The following is a 16,726-nucleotide window of genomic DNA, read 5'->3' on the forward strand; positions in this document are numbered from 1 at the left end:
GGTTATAGCAATGGGGCTCACCTCTTACCATTCCGAACAGAGCAGTTAAGCCCATTAGCGCCGATGATACTACACTTGTGGGAAAGTAGGTCGCCGCCTTCTTTAAAAACCCTGACAACAATAAAATTGTCAGGGTTTTTTTTATGCGCTATATTCTAGGCTAATGGATCTAAACATATATGTTATAACGATCTCAAGCGCGAATGAATGTGGTGGGAGTATGGCAAAACTATAAATTTCTTAAACCAGTTTTTTACCTTACGATCGTTTCCAATACTTTTAGTAGACTTCTTAACAGTAAAACGATGGGGCTAAACACCAACCAAGCTTTTATACCGAAAAAAACATATCATCGTAATATAGCAATATTACGATGATATGTTTAATATATATTTATATAAAATCTTTAGAGTACATTTAAGAAAGTATTCCCTTCTAAATATCTAGTCATGACCAAAGACAATCGAAGAAATTTTATTAAAAAAAGTACACTAGCTGGAATAGCGGTTGCAGCTAGTCCCACTTTAGTGGTTCCTAGAGATACTAGAGCAAAACAAAAGTTGCAAATTGGTTTAATAGGAATTGGCCTTCGAGGAACAAATCATCTTGATAATTTACTGAATAGGGATGATATTTTAATAACAGCTATATGTGATATTGATGCGAGTAGAATTGATATTGCTCAGAACAAAATTCAAAAATCCAAACACCCAAAACCAGTTGTTTTCGGCAAGAATGATTTAGATTATCGAAATTTGTTAGAGTTAGAAAATGTAGATGCAGTAATCATTTCTACACCTTGGTTGTGGCATGCACGCATGGCCAAAGATGCTATGAAAGCAGGTAAATATACTGGGGTTGAAGTATCGGCTGCCAACACAATGGAAGAGTGTTGGGATCTTGTAAATATGCACGAAGAAACAGACACACATTTGATGATATTAGAAAATGTAAATTATCGACGGGATGTGCTTGCAATCTTGAATATGGTAAGACAAGATGTGTTTGGTGAATTAGTACATTTTAGATGTGGTTACCAGCATGATCTTCGGTTTGTAAAGTTGAATGACGGAAAAACAGCCTATGGGAAAGGAGTAGAGTTTGGAGAAAAAGGAATATCAGAATCTAAATGGCGCACCCAACATTCGGTTTCTAGAAATGCAGATGTATATCCCACGCACGGTGTAGGTCCTATTGCTGCTATGTGCAATGTTAATAGGGGTAACAGATTTTCTTCAATCACATCAAATGCAACTAAGAGTATTGGGTTACATAACTATATAGTGAAACATGGGGGTGACAATCATCCGAATACTAAAGTAAAGTTCAAACAAGGAGATGTGATTACATCAACTATAGAAACTACTAATGGAGAGACCATTATAGTTACTCATGATTGTAATTTACCTCGGCCTTATTCACTTGGCTTTCGAGTGCAAGGTAGCAATGGGTTATGGGAAGTTGATGGAAATAGAATATATATTGAAGGAAAATCTGAATCTCATAAATGGGATAAAGCAGATTCATGGCTTCAACAATACGATCATCCTCTTTGGAAAAAGTATGGCGAATATGCTGAAGGCTCTGGTCATGGTGGGATGGATTTTTTCGTATTGAACGCTTTTATAGAATGCGCAAAACAAAATGTTGCACCACCGCTGGATGTATACGATGCAGCTGCCTGGAGTGCAATCACACCTTTGTCTGAATTGTCGATCGAGAATAATGGACAACCACAAAACTTTCCCGATTTCACCAGAGGTATGTGGATAAAACGGGAGCCTTATAACTGGATAAAAAATACATATTAGCTATACAATCATATTGAAAAAAGAAATTGTTATAAAAGCTCCTGGTAGAGTTTGCTTGTTTGGAGATCATCAAGATTATCTCGATTTACCCGTTATTGCTTGTGCCATTAATCGATTTGTTGAGTTAAAAGCTGTGCCCAATAAGACTTCTGTTTTCAATATCACTATGACAGATATCGGTCAAGAGCGAAGTATTGATATTGGTGGTTTATTTCAACCTTTAACGCATCATGATTATTTTGCTTCTAGCTTAAGAGTTGTTCGTCGCTATGGATGTATTCCCAACTTGGGGTACGATATAACAATTTCTGGGGACTTACCAATAAACGCCGGTTTATCAAGTTCATCAGCACTGGTGGTGGCTTGGATTCGCTTTTTATTGACAGCTTTTGAAGCTGATCATTCTATAACGGACCAATTTGTTGGGAAGTTGGCCTATGAAGCAGAAGTATTGGAACATCATGGTTCTGGTGGATATATGGATCAGTATTCCATTGCTTTAGGTGGTGTTGTTTTTATTGAAACCTCGGGAAATATAAATTTTAAGAGATTAGAGAAAAATCTAAATTGTAGCTTAATTATAGGAGAATCTGGGGTTAAAAAAGAAACGCAGTCTACCCTTGGTAATTTGAGTGCTAAGGGGAAAGAGTCATTTTCACTGATAAAAGAAAGGAATCACGATTTTAATCCGATTACCACTAGCTTAGAAGATGTTAAAAAACTGTCAACCCACCTACCAGATCAACTTCAGCCAATTTTTTATGCAGCAATTAATAACTATCAAATAACGCAAGAAGCACTAAGAATATTTGAAAAAAATGAGATTGATGCTGCTAATTTAGGGGTACTTATGAATGAACATCACAGGATGTTAAAAGACCATTTGAAAATTACGGTTCCTTTAATTGATAATATGGTCAAAGCTGCGCTTTCCGCCGGTGCTTATGGTACTAAAATTGTTGGTTCAGGCGGTGGTGGTTGTATTGTTGCACTAGTGGATCAAAGTAAGGCTAACATAGTAATTTGTGAAATCAAGAAGGCTGGCGCCAAAGATGCTTATCAGGTATCAATAGTGTAGAAAAGGATTATGAGGCAAAACTTAATCATACTTGCTGCGGGAGCATCATCGAGGATGAAAAATTCAATTGATGATAGTCTAGATAAGCAATTAGCTGCCCAAGCGAATACACGGACCAAGGGTTTAATTCCTATTGCAAAAGGTCGACCACTGCTAGATTTTTTAATGTACAATGCCAAAAAAAGTGGCTATACCAATATCTATTTGGTGATTAGCGAAAAAGATAAGTTGATTTGCAATCATTATGGTGATTGTTTTGAAGGCCTTTCAATAACTTATGCGATACAATATGTTCCCAGAGGACGGGAAAAGCCTCTAGGTACCGCTGATGCTGTTGCACAAACCCTTCAACAGTATCCCGACTTGCAGGGTAAATATTTTACAGTATGTAATAGTGACAACCTATACTCAAAAGAAGTATTTAAGAAATTGCTACATACTAAAGCACTCAACGCATTTATTGCATACGATAGAGATGCTTTGAATTTTCATTTGGAAAGAATTCAGCAGTTTGCACTAGTATCCTTAGATGAAGAGAATTATTTACAAGACATCATCGAAAAACCAAGCGAAACCAAAAGTAAAAAGTATGTTGACTCCTTTGGCAAACTTAGGGTAAGTATGAATATTTTCCGATTTTACGGACCTTTATTCTCACCCTATGTCATTAACTGCCCGATTACTAAATCAAGAAATGAAAGAGAATTACCAACGGCTTTGTTAAATATGCTTAATGATCACCCTAAATCAGTAGTTGGTATTCCCGTTTCAGAACATGTGCCAGATATCACGTCAAAAAAAGATATAGCATTGATGAGGGAGTATATTGAAGAAAATCATGGCTATTTTAACTTAGAATAAGCCTATTATGGCTTTTTAACTTCTTACCTTCACTGGTAAATAAACCACCTTCTTGGTTTCGTAAAAATCCTCTTCAAAATAGTCCGATAAATTGATGATCTCGGCTTTTGGGAAACTAGCTAGTTCTTCAGTTAGATCACCTCCTTTTAAATAAACGATGCCATTTTTAATAGCGTGATTATTTTTTTTAGCAATCTTCCCTTTGGTCCAACGCACAAAAGTAGGCATGGCCGCTACCGCCCGACTCACAATAAAATCGAAAGTATCATCAATGTCTTCTACACGACTATGAATGGCAGTCACATTGTCTAGGTCTAGTCCTTTTTTTACTTCCTCAACTACTTTTACCTTCTTTCCAATAGAGTCAACTAAAGTGAAATGTGTTTTAGGAAAAAGTATGGCCAATGGTATCCCGGGAAAACCACCACCGGTGCCAACATCTAAAATTTTGCTACCTTCTTTAAAGGTTATAAACTTAGCAATCCCTAAAGAGTGTAGTACATGTCTTAGGTATAATTCATCAATATCTTTTCGGCTCACAACATTAATCTTTAAATTCCAATCTTGATAAAGCGACTGCAATTGATCAAAATGAGAAATTTGAACATCAGTGAGATGAGGAAAATATTTGGTGATTAAAGATGTCGGCATCGTTTAAAATTTTAACAAAAATACAACGCTTCGTTTTTCTTTTAAGATACTTTTTTCATGTTATGCGGAGTTATTATCAATATATTTGTTGAAAATTGTTTTGAAACTTTAGGATATAATCCTATTACTACAAAATTTACTTATGAATACACAATCTCTCAGATTTTCAAGAGCTGATAAAACAAAGTTTTTCAGAACTTTAAACAAACGCGTTAATGATTATTTCAAGGATAACAATATAAAACGTACAGGTAATTGGAAGCTTTACTTGAAATCTGCCATTATGTTTTCAATTTTTTTAGCCCCGTATTTCGTGCTGTTAACCATAAATATGCCTAATTGGGCACAATTGTTACTAACAGTTGTTATGGGAGTTGGTATGGCGGGATTGGGTATGAATGTAATGCATGATGGAAATCACGGTTCATTCTCGACCAAAAAATGGGTAAATAAATTAATGGGTTCATCCATTTATATTTTGGCGGGGAATGTATACAATTGGCAAGTACAGCACAATGTTTTACATCATACATATACTAATATTCATGGTCACGATGAAGATTTAGAGGCAGGCCGTGTACTGCGTTTTTCTAAGCATGCAAAATGGTACAAGCATCATAAATTTCAACACTATTATTCGGTATTACTTTATGGTCTGTTAACATTCAATTGGGCAATTACAACTGATTTTATGCAGATGCGCAGATACCTGAAACGTAATTTGTCTTATGGTAAAATTCAAAGCCCTGTAAAACAATGGAGTGTTTTGGTGATTACCAAATTGATATACTTAACAGTATGGATTGTATTACCGTTAATTTTTATTGATGTTGCTTGGTGGAAAGTTCTTCTTGGTTTCTTTGTAATGCATTATGTTGCCGGATTAATTTTAAGCATCGTATTTCAGTTAGCTCATGTGGTAGAAGACACCGCAATGCCGTTGCCTGATGAATCGGGTACTATGAAAAATACGTGGGCTATACATCAGCTGTTTACTACGGCTAATTTTTCTACAAAGAATAAAATTGTTAATTGGTTTACAGGTGGACTAAACCATCAGGTTGAGCATCATATTTTCCCACATATTAGTCATGTTCATTACACGAAGATCTCTAAAATTGTAAAAGAAACGGCAAAGGAATTTAATTTGCCATACATCGAGTATAAAACGACCAGGAAGGCGATCATTGCGCACTTTAAGCATTTGAAGGAAATGGGCATGAAGCCGGCACTGGCATAAAACAACACTTAAGTACTTTTTACAATGTTAGTTGAAGCAAAAAATCCACTTTCGGATAGAATTAACAGCTTACCAACCTCTCAAACTTTGGCAATGGCCGCTAAGGCAAGAGAATTAAGAAATCAAGGAAAAGATATTATTGGTTTAAGTTTGGGGGAACCGGACTTTAATACCCCTGATTTCATAAAAGAAGCGGCAATTCAGGCAATTAATGATAACTATAACTCCTATACTCCGGTTGATGGTTATGCAGAGTTGAAGGAGGCTATTTGTCTTAAGTTTAAAAGGGATAATCAACTTACCTACAAGCCATCTCAAATTGTTGTAAGTACTGGGGCAAAGCAGTCAATTGCAAATGTGGCTCAAGTACTTTTGAATCCTGGAGACGACGTATTATTACCTGCACCATATTGGGTGAGCTACTCGGCAATTGCCACGTTGGCGGAGGCTAATTTTATTGAAATACCAAGTACTATAGATACCGATTTTAAGATTACTCCAGAACAATTAGAGGCAGCTATAACTCCGAAAACGAAGATGATTTTCTTTAATTCACCTAACAATCCAAGTGGTAGTGTATATAGCGAGGCAGAGTATCGGGCATTAGCAAAAGTACTTGAAGAACATCCAGATATTTTCATATTATCTGATGAGATTTATGAGCATATTAATTACGGACATCCAGGTTTTAGCTTCGCTAGAATTCCTGAAATGTATGATCGTACGATTACGATAAATGGAGTAGCCAAAGCTTTTGCCATGACAGGGTGGAGAATAGGTTATATTGGTGCTCCTGAGTGGATCGCAAAGGCATGTACCAAAATGCAAGGTCAAATTACTTCTGGTGCAAACTGTATTGCTCAACGGGCTACTATTACAGCGGTTAGTGAACCTGTAAGCCGTATACAATATATGGTAGATGAGTTTAGAAGTCGTCGCGATATGGTGTTAGGTTTATTGGCAGAAATCTCGGGATTTAAGGTTAATGAACCTGAGGGAGCTTTTTATGTTTTTCCAGATATTTCCTATTATTTTGGAAAAACCTTGAAAGGCCATGAAATCAATAACGCATCAGATTTTGCGATGTTTATATTGGAAGAGGCTAATGTTGCTACTGTGACTGGTGACGCGTTTGGCGCACCTAATAACATTCGTATTTCCTACGCCGCTTCAGTAGAAGAGCTAAAAGAAGCAATAAGAAGAATAAAGGAAGTGTTGCACTAAACAATTATTCATCACTAAAAATGATAATAAAAGGCGTCCTAATTATTTAGGGCGTTTTTTATTATCGATTTCTCCAAAAAATAGGTGTTAGTAGGATCAATACGGTAAACAATTCAAGTCGCCCAAGAAGCATTAAAAATGCACACCACCATTTGCCCGCCGAAGGCAAAACACTGTAATTATCTACAGGGCCTAGTTGTCCAAATGCAGGGCCTACGTTACCCAGAGAAGAGGCCGCACCACCAATGGCTGTCTCAAAATCAAGCCCCATGACTCCAAGCACAAGTGCTCCTATAATGAACAACAGCATGTATAAAATAAAAAAACCTAGAATGTTGTAGACAATTTCTTGAGATACGCTTTTACCATTATAGCGCACAGGGATAATAGCATTGGGGTGCAGAGTACGCTTAAATTCTAACAATCCATTTTTAATCATTAGCATATGTCTTACCACCTTAACCCCACCCGCGGTTGACCCTGCTGACCCCCCTAAGAACATCAATCCAAAGAAAAATACGGTTAGAAAAGGTGTCCAAGCGGTATAATCCGCAGTAACAAAACCAGTTGTCGTTACTACAGCTAGAATTTGAAATAAAGCATGTCTAAATGCACCTTCTCCTTCACCATTTACAAGAGGGTGCGTTACTGTTGAGGCTGATATATCCGCATTGAAATAAATAACCAATGAAGCTACTAAAGTTCCAATTGCGATAAAAAAGAAATAAAATTTAAATTCTTGATCCTTGATAATTTTTTGGACTTTTCCTTTAAAAGCAAAGTAACTTAAAACGAAATTGGTTCCTGCTAAGAACATAAATATCATAATAATATATTGTATAGCAGGATTATCATTCCAGTGTGCGACGCTAGTATTTTTGGTTGAAAATCCGCCAGTGCTCAAGGTGCTTAGGGCGTGATTGATGGCATCAAAAAAGTCCATTCCAGCTACTTGCAATAAAATAGTTTCAGCCGCTGTGTAACCAACATAAATAAGCCACAAACGTTTCGCGGTATCCGTAATTCTAGGATGAAGTTTATCGCCTCCCGGACCTGGAGCTTCGGCTGCAAAAAGTTGCATTCCTCCAATACCAAGCAAGGGTAATATGGCAATTGCAAGAACTATAATTCCCATACCGCCTATCCAATGTGTCATGCTTCGCCAGAATAAAACGCCTTTTGGAAGTGACTCTATATCACTTAAAATGGATGCACCTGTGGTCGTATAACCTGATATAGTTTCAAAAAAGGCCTCTGTAAAACCCGGAATTGCATCTGTAAAAATATATGGAAAGGTACCTGAAAGAGACATAAATATCCAACCAAAAGTAACAACGATATATCCTTCACGTTTTTTGATTTCCTTTTTATGGTCTCTAGTGGTAAACATTAACAAGATACCTGCAAATAAGGTTGCTAAACCTGCCAAGGTAATTTCGAGCGTTACGCCATCTTTATAAATGCGGCTGATAATAGCAGCGACAAGCATAAATCCGCCATTACACAATAAAAGCAGCCCCATTAAATGAAATATGATCTTGTAGTTAAGCCGTTTCATGAAATTCTAAAAAAACATGTTTTCGACTTTTTTAATCGATCGGGGTAAGCAACAAACCACTACTTTGTCACCTACTTGAATCTCGAAGTTTCCAAGTGCAATAATGCCTTCGTCATTTCTTACTACGCCCCCAATAATTGCCGAGCGGGGAAATTCTAAATCTTTGATTTTCTTGCCTGTAATTTTAGAACCTGGATTTACAATAAACTCCAAAATCTCAGCATTCATATTATTAAGCTTTGTTAAAGCAACGACTTCTCCTCGGCGTATGTGCCTGAAAATATTGTTGGCGGCAAGTAGTTTTTTATTGATCAATGTGTCGATACCAATGGAGTGAGAAAGTTGAAAATAGTCCATATTTTCAACAAGCGCTATTGTCTTTTTAATATTACGAGACTTTGCAACTAGGCAAGACATAATATTGGTTTCTGAATTTCCGGTAACGGAAATAAAAGCATCCATTTCATCAATGTCTTCTTCTTCAAGCAGCTCTACATTACGACCATCACCATTAATGACAAGTGCATTGGGGAGGTCTTCAGCAATATCAAATGCTTTCGTTTTGTTTTTTTCAATAAGCTTTACATTAAATTTGTTTGCACAAAGATCCCGTGCTGTTTTGTAGCCTACTTTACTACCCCCTAAGATCATTACATTTTTGATGTCTTCTTTTTCTCTTCCTGTAAGTTTATAAAGCTGGTCAACACCATTTTTACAAGTAATAAAATACGCATTATCACCATCCTTAAATTGGGTATCTCCTCTAGGGATTAAGGTATACTGAGTTCCCTTTCGTTGCAAGGCAATAGGCATAAAAGCGAAATCAGGGAAAATATTGGCCACTTCCTTTACGGATTTGCCAATAAAAGGTGCTCCACGTTTAAGTCTAGTACCAATCATGGTAAGTGCACCGTCTTCGAATTCATAAGTGTCGCTAAATCCAGCTTGCTCTAATAATAGATGAATTTCATCAGCGGCTAACTCCTCTGGAGAAATAAGCTCATCGATACCCATACTAGTAAATTTGAGATCATCTTTATGTTCGATGAACTCCGTATTGGAAATACGCGCAATAGTTCGTTTGCAACCCAGTTGTTTGGCCAATAAACAAATGGTGATATTCGATGTTTCTGAGGAGGTAACGGCAATCATCAAATCAGAAGATCCAATTTGTGATTCATTTAAAACGTTAATGGAGGTAGCGTCGCCTTTAACAACCTTAATGTCAAGATGCGTATCTGCATAAGTCAAGCTTTCTTTATCTTGATCGATGAGGGTTATATTTTGCGACTCAAATGATAGTAGTTTTGCCAAATGGAAACCAACCTCACCTGCACCGGCTATAATAATTTTCATTTACGGTATTGTTATAAACAGTTGTTTAGGGGGTGAAAAAGTAATACACTTTTGGCATGGTTAGTTTGATGTCCTTTACCATATTTAAAATAGAAAGAGGGGACAAATATACGCTAAAAAACAGTTTTTGATATAGAGATTCCGATCTAAGGTGATGTTTTCTATTTAAACGAATTAATAGAAGTGGGAAGCTAAGGTCGTTTTTCTCATCTTTTTGATGTGGAATAAGCTTTGATTTAAAGCATGTACTTCAATTTGAATGTATATTTGCAAAAAAAAATCTATGTCTTCATCAATTACTCCATATAACGATTCAGATAGCAGTAAAAAGGAACAAGTGACCGAGATGTTTGATACTATTTCGGATAAGTATGACGGGTTGAATCGTGTTATCTCGTTTGGTATAGATGTTAAATGGCGCAAGAAGGTGGTTGCTTTGGTAAAAGAAATAAACCCAGAAAGCATACTTGATATTGCAACCGGAACTGGCGACCTAATTATAAACATGGTAGAAACCGGAGCTACGAAGCTTGTAGGTTTAGATATCTCACCAGGAATGCTAGAAGTAGGGAAACAAAAAATTGCTCAAGAGGGTTTGAGTGAAAAGATTGAGATGATTATTGGTGATAGTGAACAAATGCCTTTTAAGGATAACAGTTTTGATGCAATTACAGTAGCTTTTGGAGTGCGTAATTTTGAAAATTTAGAGAAAGGTTTAAAAGAAATTTTAAGAGTTTTAAAACCCAAAGGAAGGTTGGTGATTTTAGAAACATCAGTACCTACTAAAACACCCTTTAAACAGGGTTATTACTTACATTCTAAACTAGTTTTACCGACAGTAGGGAAATTGTTTTCTAAAGATAAAACGGCATATACTTATCTGTCAAAATCAGCTGCGGCATTTCCCCATGGAGAAGCTTTCAACAATATTTTGCAAAAAATTGGGTTTATAGCTATTGAAAATAAGCCACAGACATTTGGTGTTGCCACCATATATACCGCTTCAAAATAGCTTTATGAGTAGATTGTTTCTTTTTGCATTGTTTTTTCTTGGTGTTCAAGCCGTATCAGCTCAGTTTTTGCGGGACCAGATTATCAATCTTGAAAATAAAGACAAAGACTTGCTTAGTTGGGGTTATTACTTAGGTTTCAATCAATATGATTTCAAATTTAATTATGAAGAAGGACAGGCGGAAGATATTTTGGTCAATAAAAGCATCGGTTTTAATGTTGGTCTCGTAGGAGAAGTTAGGCTTAATGATTATTTCGACATTCGCTTTGAACCTGGTTTATACTATACGCAACGAGACCTGTTTTTCCCTGGATTTACTGAGCAGCGTGATATTTTAAGAGAGGTGAAGTCTACCTATATTCACTTTCCGTTACTTTTGAAAATAAGTACTAAACGGGTTAATAACTTCAAGCCATTTATCGTCGGTGGTGTTTCCACATCCGTAAATCTTTCAAGTAATGAAGATAACCCTGATGATAACCGCAGCGGTAATTTCCGAATGAAAGAGAGTACATATTATTACGAACTTGGTTTTGGAATTGACTTTTATTTGTATTATTTCAAATTCACACCTTCTATTCGTGGGGTTTTTGCACTAAATAACGAATTGGTACCGGATGCTGATGCCAATAGTCCATGGACCGGTAATATTACCAAAATGGCGACAAGAGGTATTTTTATCAATTTTACTTTTGAGTAGTTTTTTACTTTAACGTTTAGAGAGGTAGCTTAAGGTTCCGAAATTTCTAGGTTCCCATTTAGTATTTACAAAAATTATCTAATTTTTATTAAGCTACTTTAAATAATCTGCTCCAAAGGCTAACGGAAGTAAATCTAGTAGCGATGCGGTTTTGATTACTTTTCCGGTCTCCCCCATGAAAAGCATTTCAATAGGTGTTTTTTGTTTTTGTTCGTATTCAGCGATACTTTGTCTACATGCACCACAGGAAGATACGGGTTCAGTACTGGAGCCATCGCTTGCGGCCGCAGTAATAGCAATTTTCTTTATGGCAACTCCAGGATATTGGGCGCCAGCATAAAAAATTGCAACACGCTCAGCGCATAGGCCTGAAGGATATGCTGCATTTTCTTGATTTGTGCCAGTTATTATTTCTCCATTTTCAAGGAGAATAGCAGCACCAACCTTAAAAGTAGAATAGGGAGCGTAAGCTGTATCACGTACTTCGATAGCCAAACTCATCAAAGATGAATCATCTCCATCTAATTCGTCAAAGTTATCGAATACCTTTATGGTGGAACTCAGTTTAACTTCTTGCATCCTTAAAAGTAAGGATTATTGGTCAAAAGTATCACCTAAATTAAAGGTTAGCGAAAAACGTAGCGTGTTTTCCAAAGGGTTTCTTACTTGCGAAGTAGAAAACAGATATGAAATGTCAATATCTAAAGAGTTGTAGGTGAAACCTGCGCCCAAAGTAGCGTACTTTCTTGATCCTTTTTCGTCACTTTCGTTAAAATATCCGGTACGTACAGCAAATGAATCCAGGTAGGTATACTCAACACCTAAGGCCCATGTAAATTCTTTTAGCTCTTCACTAAATCCTCCTGGTGCGTCACCAAAAGATTGGAAAATACCCTGAAAGAAACTTACATCATCATCCTGCCCTTCGATAATATTACCTGAATCATCTCTTACAGGAGGAGTAGGGACTAGAAGTTTATTAAATTCTGTATTAATCGATAAGGTATTATCGGCATCAAAAATAAAATCAAATCCACCACCTAGTCTCATATTAGAAGGAATAAAGTTTTCCTGACCTCCTTCATCATAGGTGAGCTTAGGTCCGATGTTTGAAAAATTAAATCCTGCCCTCCAACGTCCGTCAAATTTACTGTATGCCTGTTCTCTAGATTGGTAAAAACCGGCTACATCGACACCTACAGTACCACGGCCTCCAATTTCATTTCCGCCTTCTTGTAATCGTAAATTACTATTTAAGTAACGTCCTGCAATTGCCATGGAAAAGGTTTCACTCAGCTTTAACGAGTACGATAAATCTACCGCTAATTCATTAGGTTGTTGAACGCCCTGACTTACCACATCATTGCCAACTAAGCTATTAAATTCAATATCACCTAGACTAAAAAATTTAAAACTTGCCGCCCAAGCACTTTGTTCATTTAGTTTGTTGTAAAACGTAATGTTTCCTAAGAAAATATCATCTACGAGGTCACTTAAGTAAGGTGTGTAGCTTATACCAATTCCGTATTCTTGAGTCGCGAAAGCGTACTTTGCCGGATTCCATTGTTGTGAATACGCATCAGGAGACGTACTAACTCCAAGTTCTCCCATTCCCGCTGAGCGGGCATCAGGTGTAATAAGCAAAAAAGGTACTGCTGTTGTTATAACTCGTGTATCATCCTGAGCACTTAAATTAAAGGTAGTAAGTGCTATAAGTAAGGTGCAGATAAAGTTTTTCATAAGTAACCGCTGTGCAAATTTGAGCAAATATAACTTTTAATTGAAATACAGCAAGTGCATCCAATCTTGTTAATTAACGCTCTTTTAATGGTATTGTTATATCCATTGGTCGAATTCTTTTAACAAGTCTTTCAGAAAAAGTGAAAACCATCAATTTTACAGAAATAACAAAAAACTAGGTAGGGTAAATCAAGACTTTCTTTTTATATAAATAGTAATGAAACAAAAAGACCACTTTTAGAATAAAAGAGGTTCGTTACCGATAAAAGCAACCAGACGTCGTTAGATGAAATTTTTATGCCAAGTACATAAAATAATATTCATAATCCTTCGTTAATATTACGCACTAAATGTCAGTTATACTGATTTTTAGTCAAGTATATGTGGTAACAACTAAAAAAACTTGACATTTTGCACGTTATTGCTAACTTGCGTGCTTTAATAAAGAAGAACCAAATCTTAGTTATGAAAAAACTTACTTACAAGTCTAGCTTGTTAATGCTAATGGCGATTTCCCTTTCGTTTGTTGGTTGTAAAAAATCCTCTGGTGGAAAAAACACATCGCGTGCTACCGGATGGTCTATCAACGACAAAAATGGTGGTTTTCAGTACAATTCTGATTTTAAGGAGCAGGAAACAGGACCAGGCCTAGTTTTTATTGAAGGTGGTACGTTCACCATGGGTAAAGTGCAAGATGACGTCATGCATGATTGGAACAACACTCCAAATAAGCAGCACGTTCAGTCATTTTATATGGATGAAACCGAGGTGACCAACAAAATGTATTTAGAGTATTTAGATTGGATTAAAATGGTATTCCCAATCGACAATCCAAACTATCGCCAGATTTATCTTGGAGCTTTGCCTGATACACTTGTATGGCGCAATAGACTTGGTTATAATGAAACCATGACCTCTAACTATCTACGTCACCCAGCTTATGGAGAATATCCTGTAGTTGGTGTAAACTGGGTACAAGCGACTCAGTTTAGTAAGTGGAGAACAGATCGTGTAAACGAGTATGTTCTAGAACGTGAAGGCTATATTGCCCAAGATACAAAGATCGCAGGAGTTGATGCTAATAGTACTTTCAGTACTGAAACTTATCTAAATGCCCCAGATATGGCATATGGTGGTAAGATCGATTCGGTTCAAGGAAAACAAAAAAGCTCAAAAGATAGTACAAACGTATATGCACGTCGTAGCTCTGGTCTTATTTTACCAGAGTACCGTTTGCCAACAGAGGCAGAATGGGAATATGCTGCAATTGCTTTAGTAGGAGTGAGAGAATATAACAATTACAGGGGTAGAAAGAAATATCCTTGGGATGGTGATTATACTAGAACGGCCAAACGCCAAATCAAAGGAGATCAGCTTGCAAACTTTAAGCAAGGTAAAGGTGACTATGGTGGAATTGCAGGATGGTCTGACGATGGTGGTGACATTACCGTAGCTGTAAAATCATATGCGCCAAATGATTTTGGATTATATGATATGGCAGGTAACGTTGCAGAATGGGTTGCTGATGTATATCGACCAATTGTTGATGATGAGGCAAATGACTTCAATTACTACCGTGGTAATGTATATACTAAAAATCAAATTGATGAAGAAGGTAAAGTCGTAGTGATTAATCCGGATGCTATTGTATATGATACGTTGCCAAATGGTCGAATTGTAGCAAGAAACCTTCCTGGTGAAATCTCAACCGTTGCGGTTGATGATAAAGATACGTATTTAAGAACTAATTTCGATAGTTCAGATAACCGTGATTATCGTGATGGTGATACGCGTTCTACAAGACAATTCTTTGAGCAATTTGCAGAAGAGGAAGTAGAGGGAGAAGATGCTAGTAATGATAAAATGTACAATTCACCAAAGCATAAAGTTGAGGTAGATGAAGAAGGAAACTTAGTTAGAGAATACGATTCTTCTGACAAGCGTACATCTTTAATTAACAACGAAACACGTGTATACAAAGGAGGATCTTGGAGAGATAGAGCATACTGGCTAGATCCTGCACAGCGTCGTTACTTGCCACAGTATATGGCAACAGACTATATTGGATTTAGATGTGCAATGTCAAGAGTTGGTTCTAAGTCAAAACAAAGCGCAAAAAGAGCACGACACTAGTCTTTTATAAATAATTATGAAAAGCCTTTCTTAACGAAAGGCTTTTTTATTTTTGACCATAATTATAAGTTTGTCACATGACTGTTCAAGATATTCATAAACTGTTCTTAGCATCTACCGGAGTCTGTACCGATACGCGAAAGATTAAAAAGGGACAACTGTTTTTTGCATTAAAAGGGGAAAACTTCAATGGCAATGAGTTTGCTGAAGAAGCATTAAATAGTGGTGCGGCTTATTGCATAATAGACGAAGAATCTTTTAATACCAATAAAGACTTTGTATTGGTTAATAATGTACTGGAATCGCTTCAACAATTAGCAACTTTTCATCGTGATTATTTGAAAATACCCATATTAGCGCTAACAGGTAGTAATGGTAAAACTACTACGAAGGAGCTAATTGCGGCCGTGCTGTCAAAAAAGTTTAACCTCGCTGCTACTATTGGTAACTTGAATAATCATATTGGAGTGCCTCTTACTCTTTTATCTATGAATGAACAAACTGAGTTCGGAGTGGTAGAAATGGGAGCAAATCATCAAAAAGAGATTGCGTTTTTGTGTAGTATAGCGAAACCGGATTATGGTTATATCACCAATTTTGGGAAAGCGCATCTAGAAGGCTTTGGTGGTTTTGAAGGAGTCATTAAAGGAAAAAGTGAAATGTATCATTACATTAAAGATTATGGGAAACTTTTCTTTTATAATGCAGATGATATACTAATGGTTGAAAAAGTAAGTAGTGGTAATACTTATTCTTTTTCCGAAGATGCTAAAGCTGACGTGAAGGTTGAAAAAGTTACTGCAGACCCTTTTGTAGTTGCCCGCTACAACGACCAAGAAATCAGCAGCAAGCTAATTGGTTCATATAATTTTACGAATATAGCTGCGGCGATTGCCATTGGCAACTATTTTAATGTAACTGATGATGCAATTGTTGATGCACTCGAAACTTATGAGCCAAAAAACAATCGTTCTCAGTTAATTAAAAAAGGAAGCAATACTATAATATTAGATGCATACAATGCGAATCCTACAAGCATGAAAGCAGCCTTAGAGCATATTTCCACACTAAAAGAAGATAAAAAGTGGGTTATTTTAGGAGATATGTTTGAAGTAGGTGAAAGTACAGCCAAAGAGCATCAGGCCATCGGAGATTGGATCAGTGGTCTATCATTTGATAGAGCATATTTGATTGGCAATGCGTTTGCAAGCATTGAAATTAATAATGATAGCATCAAGCTATTTAATGATTTTGAGTCATTAAAAGTGGCATTCGAAATGCCTGAAAATGCTACCATCTTGATAAAAGGGTCAAGAGGGATGAAACTGGAACGTGTTTTAGAGTTATTATAACAAGCTTTTG

14 protein-coding genes and 1 rRNA gene are annotated in these 16,726 nt (G+C 36.6%); 10 read left to right on the forward strand and 5 right to left on the reverse strand.

Translation table 11 applies throughout. The features are described from left to right. From rrf to ABN763_RS10350, 4 genes are all read left to right on the forward strand, one after another. Positions 1-102, forward strand: a 5S ribosomal RNA gene (gene rrf, locus ABN763_RS10335); the annotation flags it as partial. A gap of 347 nt (positions 103-449) precedes the next feature. Continuing rightward, on the forward strand, positions 450-1,811 hold the full coding sequence (locus ABN763_RS10340; RefSeq protein ID WP_410485388.1) for a Gfo/Idh/MocA family protein: 1,362 nt from the start codon (positions 450-452) through the stop codon (positions 1,809-1,811). Between the two features lie 13 nt (positions 1,812-1,824). After that, on the forward strand, positions 1,825-2,889 hold the full coding sequence (locus tag ABN763_RS10345) for a mevalonate kinase (RefSeq protein WP_410485389.1): 1,065 nt from the start codon (positions 1,825-1,827) through the stop codon (positions 2,887-2,889). A gap of 9 nt (positions 2,890-2,898) precedes the next feature. After that, complete coding sequence (locus ABN763_RS10350) at positions 2,899-3,750, forward strand: sugar phosphate nucleotidyltransferase (protein WP_410485390.1); 852 nt, start codon at positions 2,899-2,901, stop codon at positions 3,748-3,750. 15 nt (positions 3,751-3,765) lie between these two features. Here ABN763_RS10350 and rsmG read toward each other — a convergent pair whose 3' ends face one another. After that, the gene (rsmG, locus tag ABN763_RS10355) at positions 3,766-4,401 is read right to left on the reverse strand and encodes a 16S rRNA (guanine(527)-N(7))-methyltransferase RsmG (protein WP_410485391.1); all 636 of its coding nucleotides are present in this window, start codon (positions 4,399-4,401) and stop codon (positions 3,766-3,768) included. 142 nt (positions 4,402-4,543) lie between these two features. On the opposite strand from rsmG, the gene ABN763_RS10360 reads away from it, so the two are divergent. Both ABN763_RS10360 and ABN763_RS10365 read left to right on the forward strand, forming a co-directional pair. Further along, positions 4,544-5,641, forward strand: a complete 1,098-nt coding sequence (locus tag ABN763_RS10360) for a fatty acid desaturase family protein (protein WP_410485392.1) — start codon at positions 4,544-4,546, stop codon at positions 5,639-5,641. 93 nt (positions 5,642-5,734) lie between these two features. Further along, complete coding sequence (locus ABN763_RS10365) at positions 5,735-6,865, forward strand: pyridoxal phosphate-dependent aminotransferase (protein WP_410485824.1); 1,131 nt, start codon at positions 5,735-5,737, stop codon at positions 6,863-6,865. A 61-nt stretch (positions 6,866-6,926) separates the two neighbouring features. Here the strand turns inward: ABN763_RS10365 and ABN763_RS10370 are convergent, their stop codons facing one another. Next, positions 6,927-8,423, reverse strand: a complete 1,497-nt coding sequence (locus ABN763_RS10370; RefSeq protein WP_410485393.1) for a TrkH family potassium uptake protein — start codon at positions 8,421-8,423, stop codon at positions 6,927-6,929. Between the two features lie 6 nt (positions 8,424-8,429). Further along, positions 8,430-9,779 carry a Trk system potassium transporter TrkA gene (trkA, locus tag ABN763_RS10375; RefSeq protein WP_410485394.1) on the reverse strand — a complete coding sequence of 450 codons (1,350 nt, stop codon included), beginning with the start codon at positions 9,777-9,779 and terminating at the stop codon, positions 8,430-8,432. Between the two features lie 283 nt (positions 9,780-10,062). Between trkA and ubiE the strand changes: the two genes are divergently transcribed. Then, positions 10,063-10,791, forward strand: a complete 729-nt coding sequence (gene ubiE, locus ABN763_RS10380) for a bifunctional demethylmenaquinone methyltransferase/2-methoxy-6-polyprenyl-1,4-benzoquinol methylase UbiE (protein WP_410485395.1) — start codon at positions 10,063-10,065, stop codon at positions 10,789-10,791. 4 nt (positions 10,792-10,795) lie between these two features. Next, a complete protein-coding gene (locus ABN763_RS10385; protein WP_410485396.1) occupies positions 10,796-11,491 on the forward strand; it encodes a porin family protein in 696 nt (231 codons plus the stop codon). Between the two features lie 93 nt (positions 11,492-11,584). Here ABN763_RS10385 and cdd read toward each other — a convergent pair whose 3' ends face one another. Both cdd and porV read right to left on the reverse strand, forming a co-directional pair. After that, positions 11,585-12,070 carry a cytidine deaminase gene (cdd, locus tag ABN763_RS10390; RefSeq protein WP_410485397.1) on the reverse strand — a complete coding sequence of 162 codons (486 nt, stop codon included), beginning with the start codon at positions 12,068-12,070 and terminating at the stop codon, positions 11,585-11,587. Between the two features lie 15 nt (positions 12,071-12,085). Further along, positions 12,086-13,231, reverse strand: a complete 1,146-nt coding sequence (gene porV / locus ABN763_RS10395; RefSeq protein WP_410485398.1) for a type IX secretion system outer membrane channel protein PorV — start codon at positions 13,229-13,231, stop codon at positions 12,086-12,088. A gap of 465 nt (positions 13,232-13,696) precedes the next feature. Here porV and gldJ point away from each other — a divergent pair, with 465 nt between their 5' ends. Together gldJ and ABN763_RS10405 are read left to right on the forward strand one after the other, a co-directional pair. Beyond that, complete coding sequence (gene gldJ / locus ABN763_RS10400; protein ID WP_410485399.1) at positions 13,697-15,364, forward strand: gliding motility lipoprotein GldJ; 1,668 nt, start codon at positions 13,697-13,699, stop codon at positions 15,362-15,364. 77 nt (positions 15,365-15,441) lie between these two features. Then, entirely contained in the window at positions 15,442-16,716 is a 1,275-nt protein-coding gene (locus ABN763_RS10405) for a UDP-N-acetylmuramoyl-tripeptide--D-alanyl-D-alanine ligase (RefSeq protein ID WP_410485400.1), read from the forward strand. Positions 16,717-16,726: the final 10 nt, after the last annotated feature.

Origin of the sequence: Spongiivirga sp. MCCC 1A20706, from assembly GCF_046524175.1 — a bacterium.
Classification (GTDB): domain Bacteria; phylum Bacteroidota; class Bacteroidia; order Flavobacteriales; family Flavobacteriaceae; genus Spongiivirga.